The organism is uncultured Psychroserpens sp., from assembly GCF_947500255.1.
Lineage (GTDB): Bacteria > Bacteroidota > Bacteroidia > Flavobacteriales > Flavobacteriaceae > Psychroserpens.
In genome coordinates this window covers 105632-128007 of the sequence record NZ_CANMRL010000001.1, presented here as the reverse complement: position 1 = coordinate 128007, position 22376 = coordinate 105632, and the positions used below count along the sequence as shown (strand labels likewise).

The 22376-nt window shown below is 33.4% G+C and carries 14 protein-coding genes; 5 read left to right on the top strand and 9 right to left on the bottom strand.

From position 1 onward, the window contains the following. Positions 1 to 111 precede the first annotated feature (111 nt). Together Q0783_RS00545 and Q0783_RS00540 are read left to right on the top strand one after the other, a co-directional pair. On the top strand, positions 112 to 9888 hold the full coding sequence (locus Q0783_RS00545) for an RHS repeat-associated core domain-containing protein (RefSeq protein ID WP_298892418.1): 9777 nt from the start codon (positions 112 to 114) through the stop codon (positions 9886 to 9888). Next, positions 9881 to 10393 carry an STM3941 family protein gene (locus Q0783_RS00540; RefSeq protein WP_298892417.1) on the top strand — a complete coding sequence of 171 codons (513 nt, stop codon included), beginning with the start codon at positions 9881 to 9883 and terminating at the stop codon, positions 10391 to 10393. The genes Q0783_RS00545 and Q0783_RS00540 overlap by 8 nt, the downstream gene beginning before the upstream one ends. A gap of 200 nt (positions 10394 to 10593) precedes the next feature. Here the strand turns inward: Q0783_RS00540 and Q0783_RS00535 are convergent, their stop codons facing one another. The 6 genes from Q0783_RS00535 to Q0783_RS00510 all read right to left on the bottom strand — a co-directional run bounded on the left by Q0783_RS00535 (position 10594) and on the right by Q0783_RS00510 (position 15656). Beyond that, entirely contained in the window at positions 10594 to 11715 is a 1122-nt protein-coding gene (locus tag Q0783_RS00535; RefSeq protein ID WP_298892415.1) for a type II secretion system F family protein, read from the bottom strand. Continuing rightward, positions 11705 to 12193: a hypothetical protein gene (locus tag Q0783_RS00530; protein ID WP_298892414.1), complete on the bottom strand. Its 489-nt coding sequence runs from the start codon at positions 12191 to 12193 to the stop codon at positions 11705 to 11707. Before Q0783_RS00530 ends, Q0783_RS00535 begins: the two co-directional genes overlap by 11 nt. Next, positions 12177 to 12533, bottom strand: coding sequence for a hypothetical protein (locus tag Q0783_RS00525; RefSeq protein WP_298892413.1), 357 nt, complete (start codon positions 12531 to 12533; stop codon positions 12177 to 12179). Before Q0783_RS00525 ends, Q0783_RS00530 begins: the two co-directional genes overlap by 17 nt. Then, positions 12511 to 13716, bottom strand: coding sequence for a hypothetical protein (locus Q0783_RS00520; protein ID WP_298892410.1), 1206 nt, complete (start codon positions 13714 to 13716; stop codon positions 12511 to 12513). Before Q0783_RS00520 ends, Q0783_RS00525 begins: the two co-directional genes overlap by 23 nt. A 221-nt stretch (positions 13717 to 13937) precedes the next feature. Further along, complete coding sequence (locus Q0783_RS00515; protein WP_298892408.1) at positions 13938 to 14321, bottom strand: hypothetical protein; 384 nt, start codon at positions 14319 to 14321, stop codon at positions 13938 to 13940. 108 nt (positions 14322 to 14429) lie between these two features. Then, a complete protein-coding gene (locus tag Q0783_RS00510) occupies positions 14430 to 15656 on the bottom strand; it encodes a glycosyltransferase N-terminal domain-containing protein (protein ID WP_366915423.1) in 1227 nt (408 codons plus the stop codon). Between the two features lie 87 nt (positions 15657 to 15743). Between Q0783_RS00510 and Q0783_RS00505 the strand changes: the two genes are divergently transcribed. The 3 genes from Q0783_RS00505 to Q0783_RS00495 are packed head-to-tail and all read left to right on the top strand — an operon-like array spanning position 15744 to position 19210. Next, positions 15744 to 16898, top strand: a complete 1155-nt coding sequence (locus Q0783_RS00505) for a DegT/DnrJ/EryC1/StrS family aminotransferase (RefSeq protein WP_298892406.1) — start codon at positions 15744 to 15746, stop codon at positions 16896 to 16898. A gap of 1 nt (position 16899) precedes the next feature. Beyond that, on the top strand, positions 16900 to 17922 hold the full coding sequence (gene galE, locus Q0783_RS00500; protein ID WP_298892404.1) for a UDP-glucose 4-epimerase GalE: 1023 nt from the start codon (positions 16900 to 16902) through the stop codon (positions 17920 to 17922). Between the two features lie 10 nt (positions 17923 to 17932). Further along, the gene (locus Q0783_RS00495; RefSeq protein WP_298892402.1) at positions 17933 to 19210 is read left to right on the top strand and encodes an amidohydrolase family protein; all 1278 of its coding nucleotides are present in this window, start codon (positions 17933 to 17935) and stop codon (positions 19208 to 19210) included. 49 nt (positions 19211 to 19259) lie between these two features. Here Q0783_RS00495 and lspA read toward each other — a convergent pair whose 3' ends face one another. The 3 genes from lspA to Q0783_RS00480 all read right to left on the bottom strand — a co-directional run bounded on the left by lspA (position 19260) and on the right by Q0783_RS00480 (position 22313). Beyond that, complete coding sequence (gene lspA / locus Q0783_RS00490) at positions 19260 to 19778, bottom strand: signal peptidase II (RefSeq protein ID WP_298892400.1); 519 nt, start codon at positions 19776 to 19778, stop codon at positions 19260 to 19262. Between the two features lie 5 nt (positions 19779 to 19783). After that, on the bottom strand, positions 19784 to 20677 hold the full coding sequence (gene fabD, locus Q0783_RS00485) for an ACP S-malonyltransferase (RefSeq protein ID WP_230937110.1): 894 nt from the start codon (positions 20675 to 20677) through the stop codon (positions 19784 to 19786). A gap of 76 nt (positions 20678 to 20753) precedes the next feature. Next, on the bottom strand, positions 20754 to 22313 hold the full coding sequence (locus Q0783_RS00480; RefSeq protein WP_298892397.1) for an FAD-dependent protein: 1560 nt from the start codon (positions 22311 to 22313) through the stop codon (positions 20754 to 20756). Between the last annotated feature and the right edge of the window lie 63 nt (positions 22314 to 22376).

The window sequence follows — 22376 nt, the reverse complement described above, 5'->3', positions numbered from 1 at the left end:
AAATAGATTAAAAATTAATACAGCAAAGTTATGATATTAGATACCTGTATTCAGAACATAAAAAAAATAAAGCTTAGCCTTATAACGTTGATATTTTGTATGATGAGCCTAATGGCTTATTCGCAAGGTACAATTGTGTTGCCACCTGAACTTGAAGGGATAGAGATTGTCGAAGATGCCGAGCTGTATATCATTGATTCCGAAATTGGAGAACCTGATTTAGTATCAGTAAATCCAAACACTTATCTTCAACTGGAAGTGGATAATGATCAACCACCGTTTTTTTGGTTCAAATATACGGTCAATGTCTTAATTAATCCAATTTTAGCCGATGGTACTTATGGTACATCTTATACTAGAAAACTAAGTGTAGAATATAACCCAAATGGGAACTCTGCCAATTTTATAGATCTTAAATTACATAAACTATCAGGTAGACACGGAGCTTATGTAAAAGTCATTTCTGTTTTAACTGAAGATGTTGAAAATTCAACGACTTCAAGTATTACACCAGATAACGTCAAACTGTCTTTAAGTTTTAACGTGAAACGATTCTATCAGTTGTCGGATAGTTTAATTAGCCTTGGTATTGATGAGGTTTTAGACGACGGGAATCCTTGCACGCTAGAGATTAATTGGTCACCAGTTCTTGGAGCAGAAGAATATGAACTAGAATGGACTTGGATTGATAATTATGGAGATACAACTTCAGAATTACCAATAGAAACTATTGATTTGACTGAAAGAGATTTCGAATTAAATAATACTAGAGTGCAAATAAGTGATCCGTATAATGAACCTCTTTTAGATGCCCAAAATTTAAAATATCAAATCCCACTAATATATGCAAGAGGATACCTTGTGTTTAGAATAAGAGCAGTGGGTCGATTTCTCGATGACGTAACAATTCCATTCTATGGAAACTGGAGTACCGATGGTGGCATAGAAGAAACTAAAGTAAGTCATTGGGAATATAGATATCACATAGAAGAATCACATGAAAATAATAAAAACTGGCAATTTCAGTCAAATTATGCAGAAGATGGTAAGAAAAAGGAAGTGATCAGTTACTTTGATGGTACTTTGAGAAATAGACAAACAGTAACAACTATTAATAGTAATGATAATGCCATTGTTGGAGAAGTTATTTACGATAATCAGGGCCGTCCAGCAATAGAAGTTCTGCCAGTGCCTTCTGGTAAAAATAAATTGCAATATTTTGACACTTTCAATAGAAATGAAAATGATGAGTTATATACCCACTTAGATTTCGACTGGGATAACGTATTAAGTGATGAAGATTGTGATATTAATTTAATAGGCATGTCTCCTAATATCTCGGGAGCAAGTAAATACTATTCGCCAAATAATGACACACAAAATAATTTTCAAGATTATGTCCCCGATGCCAAAAAATTTCCATTTAGTCAAATAGAATATACTCCTGATAATTCAGGGAGAATTAGAAGAAAAAGTGGTGTCGGGATTGACCATCGATTAGATACTGGAAATGAGACGACTTATTTTTATTCGCAACCAACATCGTCGTTTGAATTAAATCGATTATTTGGATATGAAGTTGGAGACTTAACGCACTATAAGAAAAATGCGATTATTGATCCTAATGGTCAAATTAGTGTGAACTATCTTAATCCGCAAGGTCGAACAATAGCAACAGCTTTGGCAGGATCTAATCCATTAGATGACAATGAAAACCCAATTTTTCAGGCTTTAGAGGATGAAACCAATGCAGAATTGCATGATTTTATAAGTGCTGATCTCATGCAAAATAATGTTATTTATTCTACGGGCAGATATGAATTACTAGAGGATGGGTCACGAATTGATGGTCAAGGCGTGGTCTTGCAAAATAACTCTAATCGCACATTTAATTACACATTGATTAATACCGAAGAATTTACATTTTTAGAATGTCCGCAAACATTTCCATACGAATACGATTTGACAATGGCACTTTTTGATGATTGTGGTGTGATTGCTAGAGGGAGTCCTACCCGAATATCTGAAACTTATACGTTTTTTCAAGAACGTACAATGAATATTGGTGAATATGGTTATGTAAAAGACCTTATTGTTAGTGAAGAGGCTTTGGAAGAACACTGGAATACCTTCATTACAACAGCAACACAAGATGGTTCGGAATGCATTCTCACTCAAGAAGATTTTGCACTCATCATGTTCGACTGCTCTACAATAGATTGTGATATCATTGCTCAGGGTGTGACATCGTATATTGTTAGTAAATTAGAAATATCGTATAATCCAGATGATTATAACGTAGTTGGAGATACTATTACAGTAACGACCACAGACGAAAATCTCGCCGCAGAAATGGAGGCTTTTATTTTAGGGCTTGAAGAGTCATTTCCAATTGTTACCGAATTCTGTGAGCAAAAGTCCCTATGCTTTGTAAATGAGCAAACGCTATTGGCTGATATGAGTCCCCATGGTCAATATGGAGGTATAACCTTTGATTTTGAGGATTTAAACGGCAACGGCGAATTAGATGGCGAAGAAGTTACATTGCCTACGATTAGCACGCCACTTAGTATTTTTAATGATGGAAGTGGTGGGATCCCAAATCTGTTATATTATAACAATCCTGCGGGACCAACTATTGAAAACAATGATTGGAGACATCCGTTACCTCTACATTATATAAATTCTGATGGTACTTTAGCCAAAATTGAAGTGGAGTATTTAGGCTTAGATGATGAAGGTTTACCGCTTTATAACCCTCAAATTTTAGAAGGTGTTGTACCAATGGATAATGAAGAAGAGCAAATATTGGAAATCTACCCAGAACAATTAGCATATGTTTCAGACTTCATTGCAGCATGGAATCCAAACTGGGCCAAAGCATTACTCCCTTATCATCCCGAATATTGTTATCTAGAATACACTAGTGATATGTGCGATTTGACAAATGTGCCTCAAGGTGGATTAAACACTTTAAATACCTATGAATATGATGATTATCTAAGATCAATTCTTACATACAGTGATGCACAATTTGACGGATTAATTGGTTCTGGATTTATTCAAATTATGGAGAAAGATCCATTCTTTTATAACCAATATGCTTCCGAAACAGCTTCTGTAACAGACTTTGCAGCTCTAAGGAGAGCCATTATGGAAGAGGCATTAACTAATAATTTTAATGGCTTTGCAGATGATTTTCCACCTAATGAAATCTGTGGAATCTTATCATACAGTTATGCTGTTGTAAAGTTTGGCAGTTTAATGAATGAAGGAAACATACTGTCCATTCCAGATACGGCTGTGGAACTGTATTCAGCTAGTGTAATAGGGGACTTAACTCCAGAAGAAAAAGATAATTTATGGACCCAATATGTCAATAATTATTTAGGACTTAAAGCGAAAATTTATGATGTGAGTATCGCTATTCATGCAACAAATTCTGGATGTTTTAATGATTGTTTAAATGGAGAAATAATAGGTCAGGATGTTATTGATTTGGCAGATGATTACGATATCACTATTAGTTCAGGTTCTGGACCTTTTACTGATTTAATTAGTAGCTATTTAGACGTGCCCTTTAATACCTCTACAATTGAAGAAACTATCGATAACGTAATAAACCCTCCGGCAGTTACATTATGTACATCGAGCTCGGCAGAATTGTACAATGAAAAAGTGAGGCGCTTTCCATTTTCAACATATTTATATGATGCTAATATTTTAAATGATGATCCAAACATTATTTTCGATGGAAGTGAAGATGAGTATTATGAATTAACAGGAAAATGTAAATCCCAATTAGATCTTGAGATATTTTTAAGAGGTTTTTTTAAAGAAAGAAATGAACTAGAATTACCATTAACAACTAATTTGCTCTATGATAATACCTATTTTATAATTGATTTATTTGAAGAGTTTGGTGGTGTAAATGGAGAAGAACCTTCAATTAAAGGTCAAATTTTAGGTGATAACCTCATTATTAGCTTTGAAGGAATCGCCAATGATAAATGTACAGATCCTATCGTGTTGTCAATTCCAACAGGTTCAGGTTTAAGTTGGTCAGGATATGGGTCTACTTGGGAGTTTGATAATGTCATTGGAATTACAGAATTATATTATGATCCTTTAATTGAAGAAGAAAATAGATATCACTATGAAATTTTAGGTACTGTAAAAATAGGAGGGCAGACAGTAGAATACGTGTTCAAAGGAAATACCTGTGCACAACTAAATTCTTGCCTAGAAAGTTGTAACGATTTATGTGATCGTCAATTTACAATAGGAGCTAAAGCAGATTTAGCGATCTTGTTAAATCGTATTTTAAACGATAACGATTTAAATAGTTCCATCCTTGTAGATATAGGAGGTTATACAGAGTATACGTCTAGTTTTTTACCAGCTTTTTATAATGTCCCTTTTACAAGTCAGTATAATTATGACACTGAAGGAAATTTCAATTTCACCTTTAATAATGGAACAGATGCTGGACTTATTTTTCGAATGGATGGTACCTACGATAATGCCAATACGTTTATTCAAGAGTTTTTAGATGTGAGATTCGAATCAGAGACTTCTATAAATGGAAACCCTGCTCATAATATTACACTAGTTTATTTAAGCACAAGTGATAATATAGTAGAAGACACAGGAATTTTAGAATATGAAAATCACTCTCTGCTTGAAGTCTGTTTGCAAGATCCTGAGTACTTCTTAAAGTTTACACTTAGAAAACAAATCTCTCAGTTTGGACCTAATGGGAACTTATTTTTCAAGGATGTAGAATTTTCGGTGCCAACAAAAACATATGCGCTTCATGAATTAATGAATTTCGACTTTAATATTTCATTTGACCCAGGTGTTTATACAGATCCTGTTGCCTTTGGAGACGTCAATCTAGATTTAAGTAATTCCAATTTGAGCATCTTATTAAATGGAGAAACTTATAATTATGGTTCGAGTGATTTATTGGTTAACTTTTCAAGTAGAGAAGAAGGCGATAATAAAGTATACCATTGTTTTGATCCAGATGCTTTAATAAAAAGAGATGCACTTCAAAATGATTTGTCTTGGGCAGGACAGTATCCAGCTGAATTTAGTATTAGCCTATTGGATTACAGTGTTAATGGGAATCAAGCGCTATTCAACTTTAATGAAGGAATGGGAAGCCCGACTTCTTCGGATAATTCTATTACCATGTCCAGTGGTAATCCATGGAATTGGGTACCATCTTTTGACGACCTTGATGCTGTTGCTTTAGCAATACAGGACAGCCCTTATTTTCCATGTGATCAAATAAATCCAACTTGGACAGATGACTTTGAAATGATTTTTGAATCCGGATTAGATTTGAACTTTAAATCTAATATCAGACTTAACTCACAATTGCATATAGTACAGGATGATCCGTTACCAGGTGATAACTACTACTTCGGACATATTGCACAACTCAATTATTTTGAAGAAACAGATAACAATACCCTGTATTCTTTAATTGTTAGTGCTCAAACATCTATAGATTATGAAACACAACAAACTGAAGAATGTCCTTGCGTTGTTCAAACGGTAAAACCAGTAAGTAGCGATGAAAAATGGAATCGATTTTATACGTATTTCGGATTTGAAGAAGTGACTTATAATAATGGACCAGGTGATGACCCAGCAACTTATACCGTTACCGAGTCAACAGTTAATGTCCTAGGAATCCAATTGCCAGATCTATTTACAAAAGCATTTTTCTGTGGTATGAATTATCAATATATTACCGAAACTTACATTCATTACTTAGAAGAATTAGGAGTAGATTCGGTATCTCATCCATTTTATTTAACCATAGGCTCTTTTGGTAACACCGACTTAAATTATGGTTTTGATGATCCGTATACGCTTGAAAATGAAATGGAATTAGTTATCGAAGCTTATGCATTAACCGGTTTGGATGCAGATGGTTATCCTTTAATATCATGGAGCGATTTTGTAAGGGATTATATCATGGAAAATGATCCATGTATTCCTGCACCAATGATTCCTGAGGTATTAATAGAAATTGAAACACCGCCTAGTACTTGTGACGAAATCATTGAATCTATTACACAAGCTTACGCACAAGACAGCTACTTGCAATATTTGGAGCAACTAAGAGCTGATTTCGAGGAACAATATATCAATGGAGCTATAGCAAATGCACAAGAAACCTTTACGGTAATCTATCCAGATAAAGAATACCAATATACTTTGTACTATTATGATCAAGCAGGAAACTTGACACAAACTGTATCTCCAGAGGGAGTACAACGTTTGGGTGATGATTTAGATCTAGCTGAAAAGGAAGCCTTAAATAATCAAATCAATCAGGATCGTGAAACAGGAAGTACAACAACAGCCTTACCAGATCATGATTTAAACACAGCATATAGATATAATTCATTAAATCAATTGATATGGCAAAAAACACCAGATGGTGGTGAAACACAATATGCGTATGATGCATTAGGTAGGATTATAGCATCACAAAATGCCAATCAGGCAGCTAAATCTGATGGTTATATGAGTTATACCGAGTATGACGATTTAGGTAGAATTGTTGAAGCAGGAGAAATTATTTTCAATAATAATTATAATGTAGGGCCAATCTATTTTATTAGCGATAATGGTCAATTAATTTTGAGCCAGAATGGTTTTGCAGGTATTGATAATCAACCCGTAAATGGTTTTGATGATTATATCAAGAAACAAGAAATTACAATAACTATCTATGATGAAATGCCTGGCAATAAATCAGAATTATTTGAAGATTATGGTAATAATGATAGAAATAGAGTCACTGCTATATTATATCTAGACACTGAAAACAGCTTTGTCGAACCAATCTCGCCTTATTTTGATAATGCCATATTCTATGACTATGATATTCATGGCAATGTAAAAGAGATGATTACCGAAATCAATAAAAGACAATTGGAAAAATGGAATCATCACATCAAGAAAGTGCATTATGAATATGACTTAATTAGTGGTAATGTAAATCAAGTAATTTACCAAAGAAACAAGATAGATCAATTTATGCATCGCTATGAATATGATGCTGATAACCGAATTGTAATGGCACAAACCTCAAATGATGGTGAAATTTGGGAGACTGATGCTCAATATGAATATTATGAACATGGTCCGTTAGCAAGGGTTCTGCTAGGAGATAAAAAAGTTCAGGCTATGGATTATGTTTATACTTTACAGGGTTGGATTAAAGGGGTTAATGGCGAAAAACTTGATTTAGAATCAGGAATGAGTCTGAGCACTACTGCAAAAGACGCTTATGCTTATGCCTTATCTTATTTCAATGACGATTACAAACCTCGAACGAGTGTTGCTAACCCATTTACTTCAAGCGAAACACATTATGCTTCTAATTCAAGTTTGATGAATGGAAATATAAGGGGAATGACCACGGCTTTAATGGATACCGATGAAAATCCTTTAAGAGTAGCCTTTAATACTTATTCTTATGATCAGTTAAACAGAATTGTCGGTATGAGCAATTATGAAGGTGATGTCTTGGGAGGTACACCATCGGTTTCTGGAATAAATACAACATACGCCTATGATAGAAATGGCAATCTTGATAGATTATATAGGTCTGCAAAAGCCAATGATGGTACCATAAAAGATATGGATGTATTAACCTATGAATACTATGATATTTCTGGCAATCGTTCTAATCGTTTAAAAAAGGTGAATGATGATGTGGCCGACAACGTATTTGAAAAAGTAGACATTGATAATCACAAATTTAATTACAGATACGATAAGATTGGTCAATTGGTGCAAGATTATGATGAAGGGATTAAGAGTATCAATTGGCGTGCAGATGGTAAGGTAGAAAGCATTGATAAGACTGATGGCGATGTCATTTCGTTTACTTATGACGGTTTGGGGAATAGACAATCCAAAACAGTGGAGAGTGAAAAGAAAATCACCTACTACATTCGTGATGCTCAAGGTAACGTAATGAGCGTATATAATAAAACGTCTTCACGATCTGCACCTTTCGTACTTAAAGAACAACATTTATTTGGTAGTAGTCGCTTAGGAATACAAGAGCCAAATAAAACCCTTGTAGGCTTATCTGGAGGTTTAGATAATATTGGAGAAAAACACTTAGAATATGATCGCTTAATTGGTGATAAGCGCTATGAATTAAGTAATCATTTAGGAAATGTATTATCTGTAATTAACGATAAAAAATTACCAAAATTAACAACTACAGGTATTTTTGATTATTTTGTACCAGATGAAATCGCTTTTAATGATTACTATCCATTTGGCTCTTTGATACCTAGTAGACGTAGTAGTACTGATTTATATAGATATGGATTTGGTGGAGTCGAGATGGATGATGAGATTAAAGGCGAAGGGAATAGTTTAAGTTATACTTTTAGACATTATGACCCTCGTGTTGGACGTTTCTTTGCAACGGATCCATTAACAAAGGAATTTCCATGGTACTCACCTTATCTTTTTGCTGGTAACACGCCAATTATGGCTGGAGAATCAGAGGGTTTATACCCAATTGTTAGAGGAGGAAAAATAGTAGGATATGTTATAGAGCCAGGTCAAGGGCCTACTCAAATATCAGAGGATATTAATAATCCAGAGACACAAAAAATATGGGGATATACTCTACAAAAACCTGTGACTTGGGATAAAGTTGTGATGGATAATGTTGTTTATTATGCAAAAGCAGGTGGTTTAGATAACTGGAAGGATTCAAATATGTTAGATATAGATAATCCAATATATAGAAGTTTGAATTCTAATGCCGGAGAAATTTTGGAAATAAATTTAATATCTGCAGATAGTGAAGAAACATTACCGCCAATTCCAATTCAAGAAGATGATAGATATGGTGGAGCTGGATTATTTGAATATTCTGATGAAATTTTGGCAGGCGCAAATAAATACACATCAGGTTTAAAAAATGGTGGTGGTTATATAGCATACAGTAAGGCTAAAACTGGTAAGGGTCTATATTGGAAGCCTAATGCTAGAGGATTGAATAATATAAACGGAGGAGCAGTTAACGTTAATAAAGTGTTTAAGTTTGGAGGTCCAATTCTTGGCACAGCATTAGAAGTTCCTGAAATAATAGATGGATATGAGCAAAATAGTCATGAAGGTAATAAACAAGTAGCTGGAGCTGTAGGTAGTGTTGGTGGAGGATGGCTTGGAGGAGCTATTGCTGGTGCTGGTATGGGACTCCTTGGTATTGAAACAGGTCCTGGAGTTGTCATAACTGTAATAGCAGGTGCTATTATAGGTGGTTTTGTTGGGGAAGAAGGAATGGAACGTATGTACGATGAAATTATGAACAGCGAACCTAGAGAGAAACAGCCACATCAATATATAACAACCTGTTTTGTTGCAGGAACAAAAATAGAAATGGCAGACGGAAGCTTCAAAAATATTGAAGATGTAGTTGCTGGAGATAAAATTTTAAGTATTGATGTCAATACCATGAAATTAGAAAGTGACCTTGTTGTTGAGATTCCTCAAAAAGTAAAGAAATATAAAAGAATTAAAATAGTTATGGCGGATAATACAACAATTGAGTGTTCACCAGCTCATCCAATATGGGTAGAAGGTAAAGGTTGGTCTGTTTTTAGTAGAAAAGAAGCTAAAAAGGAGTTAACATTTAATGTTAATGTATTAGAAGAGAACGATATTATTCTTAAAAATGTAAACGGTAAGTTGGTTGAATTAAAAATAAGCACAATTACTGATACAGGAGAGTTTGTCGAGATGTATAATGTTGAATTTGTAAAGAAAAATAATACGTTCTTCGCAAATGGCGTTTTAGTTCATAATAAAAGAGGTGCTATAAATGATTAGTTTTCGATACAATAAAAAAAGAATTGGATTTGGACTAGTGTTCTTTATATTATTCAATATAATTGGAATTTGGTTTATTGTTGAACCTGAAATTTTTATTAGAAATTTTTTGATGAAAGAAGAACATATTAAGTTAATAGGTATTCTGTTATTCTTTTATAGTTTATTTATGCTGTGTTCATTTATATTATTGCTTAATAAAAAAGAAGCTTTTATCATTTCTGACAATTACCTAATTGATAATTCTAGGTATGAATCAATTGGGAAAATTTATTTTAATGAAATTCATGATGTAAAAAGGGTCAAAAAGTATAGTTTAAAAATAGTTCTGAAAGAATCAATTTTTAAAATCAAGAAGTTAAACATTCTACAAAAAATTCTTCTAATGGTAAATAATTGGAATTCTAAAAATAGTATTATTGTATCAAGTGCATTAATGAATTGTGAAATAGATGTTCTTGAAGCTAGTATCTCGTCGTATATGGACAAGTACAAGCATCGATAATGAGACAAGTTGTCAATAGGTTGCCTTGATATCTTCCAATGGCGTAATGATAATCTAAAAGTTATTTACCCTAGTAATAGGTAATAGTAGGGATTTTGATAGGTGTTGTAATGATTTAAAATTACAGTTTTGGGTGTTTTTTGTGCATTTTAAGACGTGTTAAATCATGTTAATTCAACCATTTATGACATAAAAACTCATTAGCGCTCTAAGATTTTACTTAAATTAAAAATTGGTGAGTACATTGCTACCATAATAAAACCAACAATACTGCCTATTAACAATATCATTACAGGTTCTAAAATAGTCCCAACAAGCTTGGTAGAATGATCGATGTCATCATTGTATTGGTTGGCTAGATTGTCATACATCTTATCCAACTCATTAATTTGTTCGCCAATAACAGTTAGTGATATAATTTTTGGTGTAAAAAAGGAATGTTTTGCCAAACTGTTTGCCAAAGTTTCGCCTTTTAAGACATCACGTTTTGCACTAATCAAAGCCGTTTTTAACGGATAAAAGGTGATCATACGTTCGGTGAGGTCTAAGGCAGTAATTAAAGGTGTCTTAGCTGATAACAAAAGACTAAAAGATTGACAAAATCGTGCCAAATAAATTTTTGTAATTAAAGGACCAAAAAATGGAATCTTCATTAATAAGGATGATGTTATTTGTCTGTACTTGTCGTTGGTCTTTAAAAGTTTATGTCCAAATATCAGGCCTGCAACTATCAATACGAATACAAGTAATATCATATTGAAATTCTCAGATAGCCGTAGTACAAATTGCGTAATACTAGGAAGTTCTTTACCAAATTGCTTAAAAATAGATGAGAACATTGGAACAACAAAATTTAACATAAAGTACAACACTCCAAAAGTGATAAATAATACAAATATGGGGTAGGCGAGTACGGAAACTACTTGACGCCTCATCTTTATTTTTCTAGCAAAAAACTTTTGTAATTGATCAAAGATCTCAGGCAATCGCCTTGTGTCTTCACCAATCTTTATACTGTAATATTCATATGGAGTGAAAAATTTATGATCTTGTATCGCGACATGCAATGGTGTTCCTTTTACTATAGCATCATTAATTTGCTCATAAATAGATTTTAAAAACTTTGACTTTTGTTGTCCTGCTAAAATTTTGAGTGCTTGATTATAATCCACGCCAGATTTTATGAGAGTCGAAAATTCTCTATAAAAGTCTTCTTTTTGCTTGTTCGTAAACCTTTTAAATGAAGGTAGTTTAGCATCCAAATCTAAACTTAACGCAGGCTTTTTTGTTTCTTTTTTATTTTGGGATAAATCAATCTTCATCAAATAGTAAATTATTTATGTATTTGGCATTACTCTTTTTTAAATAGTAATTGGTACTAATTGTATCTTGTAATAACTCCAGTTTGAGCTCTAAATAATCTTTTGACTGTCTATTGTTGGTGCTTTTTACGAACTTATAATGCACAGCTGAAATATCAAATGAGTCTGTTATAACATCATGACGTCTCAATATGTTTTTATTTTGAATATAATAATTAATGGTATCACCATTGTAAAAACGAAGCATTAAATGATTAGAATCAACCGAGAAGTCATCAGCATTATTAATATCGTTAATCAATGTCGAGTTAAATAAATTGTATTCCAGAACTTGTGTGTTCTCTTTTTCAAACAGGCTTAACTGTCTTCCAATGAGATCAATTAAAGCGTAAGACAAGCCTATAATAATACTAATTAACATTAAGGTTATTAGTGATTCTAAAAGAGTAAATGCAAGTATGTTATTTTTCTGTTTCAATCGTAATGAGTTTATTAACTGTAAATCTCTTTTTACCTGATTTTATGATATAGTTTATCACTGCTATGCGTTCGTTATTTTTTATAGTAACATTTTTTTCAATAATATAGTTTTTATAGCGATAGATATCATCTTCAAAATCTTGTTTAGATTCTGCCTCCTGTGTTAAAATTTCGATTTTATGTTTGGCTTCATAATAGTTGAGAGGATTATTTTGACTAATCACATTTAAGTAAACGGTAAGAGCAACTAATGAACATATAGAAATAAGTACAATAGCTATTATAGATTCAATTAAGGACGATGCCTTTAACTGTTTAGAATTCCTTGATAATCTCATATCCGCTTGATTTTAATTTAGAATTCATTATAGGTAATCGAACAAATTTTTCAGGTAAATTATCACCATCTATAGTGCCATTTAATATAATATTTTCGTAATTAGAGGAAGTCGTTTTAAGAAAAAAACGGTCAGTATAGAGCTCTCCAATGACGTCACCTTGAAGTTGCGTTTTTCCGTAGCAATACACACTTCCATATAGTTTTGCCGACTTGTCAATAACGAGTTGTCTCATCAAAGAGCCTTTATAAGTATTTCCGTTTATGACGACACCTCCTGCAATACTCGACGAAGGTTTAAAATGAACTTTTATAGAGTCTGTGTCATTCTCAAGATATAAACTTGAGGGGTATTTTAAAGTTACATCTTCTTCAACAATAACATTGTTTTTTGCAATGACTTGGAGATTACCTGAAAAATCATTTTCAAAAACAATAGATTTTGCCATCAACAGTACATCGTGAAGTTGTACTGTATTCGATACTTTTATATGATGAGATGAAAAAATGATAATATTTCCTTTTATAGTAATATCTCTTAATTCTGATAAATTTGACACGTCAATAACTATGGTTTCAGAATCAAAAGAGTTGATAATTTGGTTTGATTTAAACGCATCTATAGTAAGCGTTTTAAAACGCTCAATATTTATATCCAGAGTTGAGTTTAATCTAGGCAGCTTATCTTCAGAGATCATAACTCTACCTTTAATTTCTACATCATTACCGTCTTGACCATTAATGTAGGCTTGCTCAATTTGACCTATGGGAACTTTAGAATTCCCTATTATTTTAGTATTTCCAGATAGTTTTAATGGCAAGTCATAGTCTGTTACAAATAATGAAGGAGAAGACTTATCACTATTAATATTGCCAATAAGTCCAATCTTGTGTATTGTGTCACCTTTAAATATTGTTTTGGTTGATAGAATATCAAAAAAGCCCCATTTTTTTTTTGTTGAATATGATATAATGTCATTTTCAAAAATATCGATTTCTAAAGTTTTGTTTAAATCTAAAAGGTTTGGGTTTAAGGCAAAGTATTTAAAGGAAGCGTTATTGGTGTTGATTAAAGTTTCGGTAAAATCTAATTTAGAATTTAATAAATTTTGATAATGAGATATGAGCACTAAACATCCTGAAAATATCGAAATCATTAAACATACAAAGATGGCATTGCTCAATGAGGATGCTTTTAACAAATATGTATATTGTTTAAATATCAAAATTTATTTTCTGTACTAAAAGTATTTGACCAAGAAACATAAATATTAAACATAAACAATAAGGTGTTTAGTTTTTTTCAAAAATGCAATTGGAAATTACGTATGTGGTAAGATAATAATTTTCATAAAAAAAAGGCCTGAAAAATATCAGACCTTTTTTTTATGAAAGCAACTAGTATTTAGTTGTCTTTTTTCAATTTGTCAGCAGCTTTGTCTAAAGCTTTTGAACCTTCTTCTTTAGCTTTGTCTACTGCATCATTTGCAGCCTCTTTAGCTCCGTCAACAGCATCTTTAGCTCCTTCTTTTACAGCATCAGCGCCTTCTTTTATCGCATCTCCTGCAGCATCAACAGCGTCTTCAGCACCTTCTTTTACTGCTTCAGCACCTTCTTTTACCGCATCTCCTGCTTTATCAGCAGCATCTTCCATTGCGTCTCCAGCTTCTTCAGCTGCGTTTTCTACTTTATCAGCAGCATCCTCAGCACCTTCTTTAGTTTCTCTACATGATGTTACAGACACAACAAGTGCCAATACCAATGCGATGTTTAAAATCAATTTTTTCATTGTAATCGTTTTAGTGTTAATTGTTAATACACGAAATTAGTAACTTAAATTGAATTTTCTGATAAAAATTTAACATTTATTAAGATTTTATACTATTCAATCAATGCACTATATACGAATATAGTTCGCAATTTGGACTACAGCGCCCTTATTTTTATTGATAAACGCTGAGTTTTTAAGTCCTTCAGACGTGCAGTATTCTTTAGAAGAAATCAATGCATCAAACACTGTTTTTAAGTCTTTCTCACTTTTTACTGAAGTTACTCCAGCATGCTCAATCATTGAAAAAGCCTCAGGGAACTTTTGATAGTTTTTACCAATAATAATTGGTATTCCAAAAACCGCAGGCTCTAAAATATTATGCAAACCAGTTTGACCCATAGCTCCGCCTACATATGCAATATCTGCATAACTGTAAACTTTAGAGAGTAAACCAATAGTGTCAATAATTAAAACCGAAGCATCATTAAGGTCTTTACCTTGTTTTTTAGAAAATAAAACTGTAGTTACTTTAAGTTTTGAAAGAATAGCTTTTACATGACTATTTTTGATTTCATGTGGAGCAATAATAAATTTCAAATCTTTTGAAGCGTTACTATTTATATAAGGAATGAGTATGTCTTCATCTTCAGGCCATGAACTCCCAATAACAATGCATGTACTATCGCTTTTGAATTCTGTAACAAAGTCAAGTGTATTTATTTGTGATAATTGGTTACTTACGCGATCAAACCGTGTGTCTCCTGATATAGTAACCGAATTATAGTTAATTGAGTTTAGTAATGATTTAGAATTTTCATCTTGGACAAAAATATGTTCAAATGCAAATAGTGCAGATTGGCGTTTTCCACCGTAAGATTTAAAATAGGATTGGTTTTTTCTAAATAAAGCTGAAATTAAAATAGCGCGTCTATCCTGTCGCTTTAATTCATGTAATAGATTAGGCCAGATGTCATATTTTACAAATACAGTAAACTCTGGATGAACTAACTCTAAAAAACGTTTAGCATTAACTCGAGTGTCTAAAGGAAGGTAGACAACCACATCTGCTAATGTTGTGTTTTTTCTAATTTCATATCCAGAAGGCGAAAAGAAAGTAAGCACTATTTTATGATTAGGATAATTTTTTCGCAATACTTCAAAAACAGGTAAGCCTTGCTCATACTCACCTAAGGATGCGCAATGAAACCAAATGGTTTTGTCATTGATGTCTATTTTTTCCTCAAGAATGTTAAATGTTTGTTTACGACCATTTACACCAAGTTTTATCTTAGTGTTAAATAATGCCAGAACCTTTAAAAAGAAGCTAACGACGTATATTCCTGTAGTATACAATATTTAAACAATTAGTTACTGCTAAAATACTGTTCTTTAAAATAAATTCATTGCTTAATGCTAATGAATTTTGTAAATTCGTCAGGTATGAAAAAAATTCAAATGGTTGACCTTAAAGGTCAATATAGCAAAATAAAAGAAGCAGTAGATAGCTCTGTTTTGGAGGTTTTAGATTCAACAGCGTATATCAATGGACCTAAGGTTCATGAGTTTCAGAAAAATTTAGAGAATTATTTAGGTGTTAAACATGTTATCCCTTGTGCAAACGGTACAGATGCCTTGCAAATAGCAATGATGGGATTAGGTTTGAAACCTGGTGATGAAGTGATTACAGCCGATTTTACATTTGCTGCAACCGTAGAGGTGATTGCATTATTGCAATTAACACCTGTTTTGGTTGATGTAGACCCGGTGACTTTCAATATAGATATTGATGCTATTAAAAAAGCAATTACACCAAAAACGAAAGCTATTGTTCCAGTGCATCTGTTTGGAATGTGTGCCAATATGGAAGCGATTATGGACATAGCTAAAGCAAATGACTTATTTGTTATTGAAGACAATGCACAAGCAATTGGTTCAACATATACTTATAGTGATGGAACAAAAGCTAAAGCTGGAACAATAGGACATGTGTCTTCAACTTCTTTTTTTCCATCTAAAAACTTAGGATGTTATGGAGATGGTGGTGCAATTTTCACTAACGATGACGATCTCGCTCACACTATAAGAGGTATTGTTAATCATGGAATGTATGTGCGTTATCATCATGATGTAGTAGGTGTTAATTCTCGACTAGATTCTATCCAAGCAGCAATATTGGATATCAAACTTAAGCGTTTAGATGATTATAATAAAGCTAGACAAAGCGCAGCGCGAGCTTACAGCAAAGCATTTGAAGGTCAAGAAAATATTGTTGTTCCATCTGGTAAAACAAGTTGCTCTGGTATTTGCAATTCATGCGATTGTCATGTATTTCATCAATACACATTGCGTATTTTAAATAGTGATCGTGATGCTTTAGTAAAACACTTAAATGATAAGGGTATTCCTTGTGGTGTGTATTACCCAATTCCGTTACATCGCCAAAAAGCATATCAAGACTCAAGATATAATGAAGCAGACTTTTCAGTAACCAATCAACTGGTAAAAGAAGTTATTTCTTTACCAATGCATACTGAATTAGATAGCGAACAAATTGAATTCATTACATCTACGGTTATAAATTTCGTTAACGCGTAGCATGAAAAAAGTTCTAGTTACTGGCGGACTCGGTTTTATAGGTTCGCATACTGTTGTAGAATTACAAAACAAAGGTTTTGAGGTTGTTATTGTTGATGATTTGTCAAACTCGTCTATAGAAGTCATAGAAGGTATTACAGCTATAACCAATCAAAAACCAATCTTTGAAAAACTAGATCTAAAAAACAAATCTTCCGTAGCACAATTTTTTAGAGCACATAGAGATATAAGTGGAGTTATTCATTTTGCTGCGAGTAAAGCCGTTGGAGAAAGTGTAAATAATCCATTATTATATTATGAGAATAATCTCAATACACTCATCTATTTGATGAAAGAAGTATTGAATTTAAATACTCAAAATTTTATATTTAGTTCATCATGTACCGTTTATGGTCAAGCCGATGAAATGCCAATTACTGAAAACGCTCCAGTAAAACCTGCAGAATCTCCATATGGAAACACCAAACAGATTGGTGAAGAAATTATTAGAGATGTTTGTAATGTTGAACCTCATTTAAATGTAATCGCTTTGCGTTATTTTAATCCAATTGGCGCGCATTCTACTGCTAAGATTGGAGAGTTACCAATTGGAATACCACAAAATTTAGTTCCATTCATTACACAAACTGGAGCTGGATTAAGAGATTGTCTCTCTGTTTTTGGAGATGACTATCCAACTCCAGATGGTACATGTTTAAGAGACTATATCCATGTTGTAGATTTAGCAAAGGCTCATGTTGTGGCACTACAACGCTTATTAGATAATAAACAAGAATCAAATTTTGAGACCTTTAATATAGGAACAGGAGTAGGAAGCTCTGTTTTAGATGTTATTAAGTCTTTTGAAAGAGTCTCCGGAAGATCACTAAACTATAAAATTGCACCAAGGCGAAAAGGAGATGTCATAAGTGCTTATGCTGATACAAAAAAAGCAAACTCAGTATTGGGTTGGAAAGCAAAATCGACACTCGATGACGCTATGAGTTCAGCATGGAATTGGGAAAAAACCATTAGAAATTTATAAACCGTTTACAATGAAAAAAATACTACAACTTGCAATCCTTTTATTGACTATTTCAGTAACCGGACAAAATACATATCTGCATTGCGGAAAATTAATTGACACTAAAAATGGAACGGTTTTAACTGAAAAAACAGTTGTTGTTTCTGGACATAAAATTATTGCTATTGAAAATGGATATATAGCTGCAGAGTCTTCTAATGATGTAGTTATCGATTTAAAGACTAAAACGGTAATGCCAGGATTGATAGATATGCACGTACACATAGAACAAGAGTTTGGCCCAAAAACTAGATTGGAGCGCTATATTTTAAATGAATCTGATATAGCGTTTAATTCGGTTGCATATTCTAAAGAAACTTTATTATCTGGGTTTACTACAGTGAGAGATTTAGGAGGAACAGGAGTTAATATTTCGGTTAGGAATGCTATAAATAGAGGAAAAATTGATGGCCCTAGAATTTATACTGCAGGAAAAATTATAAGTTCTACTGGAGGTCATGGTGATTTTACTAATGGAGCAAAAAAAGGACTTCTTGAAGATCCAGGCCCTGAAGATGGTGTTGTTAATAGTACTGACGATGCGAAAAAGGCAGTAAGACAGCGTTATAAAAATGGAGCAGATTTAATAAAAATCACAGCTACAGGAGGCGTTTTAAGTGTGGCGAAAAGCGGAGATAATCCACAATTTACTATTGAAGAAGTGAAAGCTATTTGTGATGCTGCCAAAGATTATGGAATGCATGTAGCTGCTCACGCCCATGGAGACGAGGGGATGCAACGTGCTATTCTTGGAGGTGTTAAAACTATTGAGCATGGAACTTATATGAGTGATGAAACTATGGAATTAATGAAAAAACATGATGCGTATTTAGTTCCTACGATTACTGCTGGAAAAGAGGTAGAAGAAAAGGCAAAAGTTAAAGGGTTTTATCCAGATATAGTGGTGCCTAAAGCTTTGGCAGTTGGACCTCAAATTCAAGGAACTTTTGGGAGAGCTTATAAAAAAGGTGTTAATATTGCTTTTGGAACAGATGCAGGTGTTTTTAAACATGGGAATAGTGGAAAAGAATTCGGATATATGGTAGAAGCTGGGATGCCAGAAATGGAAGCCATTCAAAGCGCTACATTAACTAATGCAATGCTATTGAATATGAAAGATGAAATAGGTCAAATAAAAGAAGGTTTTATTGCAGATATCATTGCGGTTAATGATGATCCTACCAAAAATATCTCCACATTGGAAAATGTAGTTTTTGTAATGAAAGACGGAAACGTTTACAAAAATTAAGCTTGAAAATAAATAAAAAAAGCCTCAATTTAATTGAGGCTTTTTTTATTTAAGCTGTTTGTGTTTTCTTTTTTTTAGAAAAGAGCGTTACGTACGCTAGTATGATCATTCCAAACGTAACAGACATATCGGCTACATTGAAAATCCCTGTTCTGAAGACACCTCCAAAATCTAAATGAAAAAAGTCGGTAACTTTACCAAAAGCTACACGATCAAATACATTTGCTATTCCTCCTCCAGCAATACAACATAAGGCAATCAAACTGAGTTTATCCAATGCTGTTGTTTTAACAATATAGTAGACTAAATACACAAGTACTGCAATAGGAAGGATCTTTAATAATAATAGTTTAAGCGTGTCGTTCATGTCACTTCCCATGCCTAAAAAAGCACCTTCGTTCTCTACATTCATCATTAAAAATGTATCGCCAATAACATTGATTCTTTCTCCAGGATCTGTTTCAGTTCTTAGTCTAATATTAGATCTAACTATCACCTTTGAAATTTGGTCAATAGCAATATTAAAAGCTATAAGCAGTACTATTCCTGCTGTTCTTGATAATTTCATAAAAATTAGGCGTTAGATTCTAAAGTAGCTGAAGCTGTTTCTGTGTCTCTATTAATTTTTTTCACAAGCCCTTGTAATACTTTTCCAGGACCAACTTCAGTAAAATGAGATGCACCATCAGTAATCATTTGCTGTACAGATTGTGTCCAGCGCACAGGAGCTGTTAATTGAGAAATTAAGTTAGCTTTTATTTCGTTTTCATCTGTTACTGCAGAAGCTGTTACATTTTGATAGATAGGGCAGTTTGGCGCATTGAATTGAGTGTTTTCAATTGCAGCAGCCAACTCTTCACGAGCTGGTTCCATTAAAGGTGAATGAAAGGCACCACCAACAGGAAGTACTAATGCTCGGCGTGCACCTTCTTCTTTTAAAGTTTCACAAGCTCTATTAATGGCATCGATTTCTCCAGAAATAACTAATTGACCAGGGCAATTGTAATTAGCGGCAACAACAATACCATCAGTTGTAGCACAAACCTTTTCAACAATATCATCATCTAATCCCAAAACGGCAGCCATAGTACTTGGTTGTAATTCACAAGCTTTTTGCATCGCTTGAGCACGTTGAGAAACTAACTTTAATCCGTCTTCAAAGTTTAGAGTTCCGTTAGCAACCAAAGCAGAAAATTCACCAAGTGAATGACCAGCAACCATGTCTGGTTTAAATTGATCACCTAAGGTTTTAGCTAATATCACTGAATGTAAAAAGATAGCTGGTTGTGTTACTTTCGTTTCTTTTAAGTCTTCGGCAGAACCTTCGAACATGATATCTGTAATAGAAAAACCAAGAATATCATTAGCTTTTTCAAATAGCTCTTGGGCTAGTGGTGAGTTTTCATATAAATCAAGACCCATTCCAGTAAATTGAGCACCTTGACCAGGAAAAACGTATGCTTTCATTGTTATCAAATTTTATCCGACAAAAATAGGAATAATATCTTTAAACTGTGCCTATTGAAACGAAGACAAATTAAATTTATAATTGACCTGTGGCAGCCTCGGCACATCGCTCTCCATCCATAGCTGCAGAAACAATTCCTCCAGCATATCCACCACCTTCACCACAAGGGAAAAGATTTGATAGTTCTGGATGTGCTAAATTCTCATTCCTTGGTATATTTACTGGAGAAGATGTTCTCGATTCAACACCTATTATATTCGCTTCTGAAGTGTAAAAACCTTTCATTTTTTCTCCAAAGGCCTTAAAACCTTTCCGAAGAGAACTTCCTATAAGTTTTGGAAAAAGGGAATGTATGGGTGCAGATTTCAAGCCTGGTTGGTAGGAGGTAGGATTCAAACTTGCTGAGAGATTACCTTCAACAAAATCTGTTAAACGTTGAGCAGGAGCTGTTTGGCTTCGTCCGCCAGCTGTAAAGGCCAATCGTTCTAGGTCTTTTTGGTATTCTAAACCTTTGAGCGCACCATGATGTTCATATTTATAAAGGTCTTTGTCTACATTAATTTCAACAACAATTCCAGAATTGGCATACTCATTATTTCGTTTTGAAGGGGACATTCCATTCACAACAACTTCTCCATTAGCTGTAGCGGCAGGAACTATAAATCCACCAGGACACATACAAAAAGAATATACGCCTCTGTTATTAACCTGTTGAACCAAACTATAGGCTGCAGCTGGTAATAATTCATCCCTTTTTTCACCGCTACAATGGTATTGAATACCATCAATAATATGTTGTGGATGTTCTACACGAACACCCATGGCAAAGGATTTAGCTTTAAGTTGAACATGTTTAGTGTGTAATAAATAGTATATATCTCTTGCAGAATGCCCTGTGGCCAAAATGACTTTATCAACGTTTATTTCATTGTCATTTTGGAGTGTGATCGATTTTATAGTATGATCAACAATATTGAAATCTGTTACGCGACTTTCAAAATGTACTTCTCCACCATATTTTAATATAGTTTCACGAATATTCTTGACTACTTTTGGAAGTTTATTGGTTCCTATATGTGGATGCGCATCTATCAAAATTTGATCTGTAGCACCATGATAAACTAGATTTTCGAATATTTTTCTAACATCACCTCGTTTTAAACTTCTTGTATATAACTTTCCGTCGCTATAAGTACCAGCGCCGCCTTCACCAAAGCAATAATTAGAATCCTCATTGACGATATGATCTTGATTAATTGCTTTTAGATCACGTCGTCTATCTTGAACATTTTTTCCACGCTCAAAAACAATAGGTTTATATCCTAATTCGATACAACGTAAAGCGGCATACATTCCAGCAGGACCAAATCCTATAATATGTATGGGTTTTGCCGAAGATACATCTTTATAATCAAAAGTATAGGCTGTATCTTCTGTGGGTTGTTCGTTGATATAAACCTCCACTTTATAATTGAGAATGATCAATTTTTTTCGAGCGTCAATTGATTTCCGAAGTATTTTTACTACCGAAATATCCTCCGGATTTACATCTAAAACTTGAGAAGCTTTCTTGATCAAAATACCGGTTTGTCGTTCTTCTTGAAGTGTAATTCGAAGTTGTAGTGATTTGATCATAATGCGAAAATAAGAAATAGAATTTTAAGCACGTGTAGTATTTATAGGGGTTTTGAAACTAAT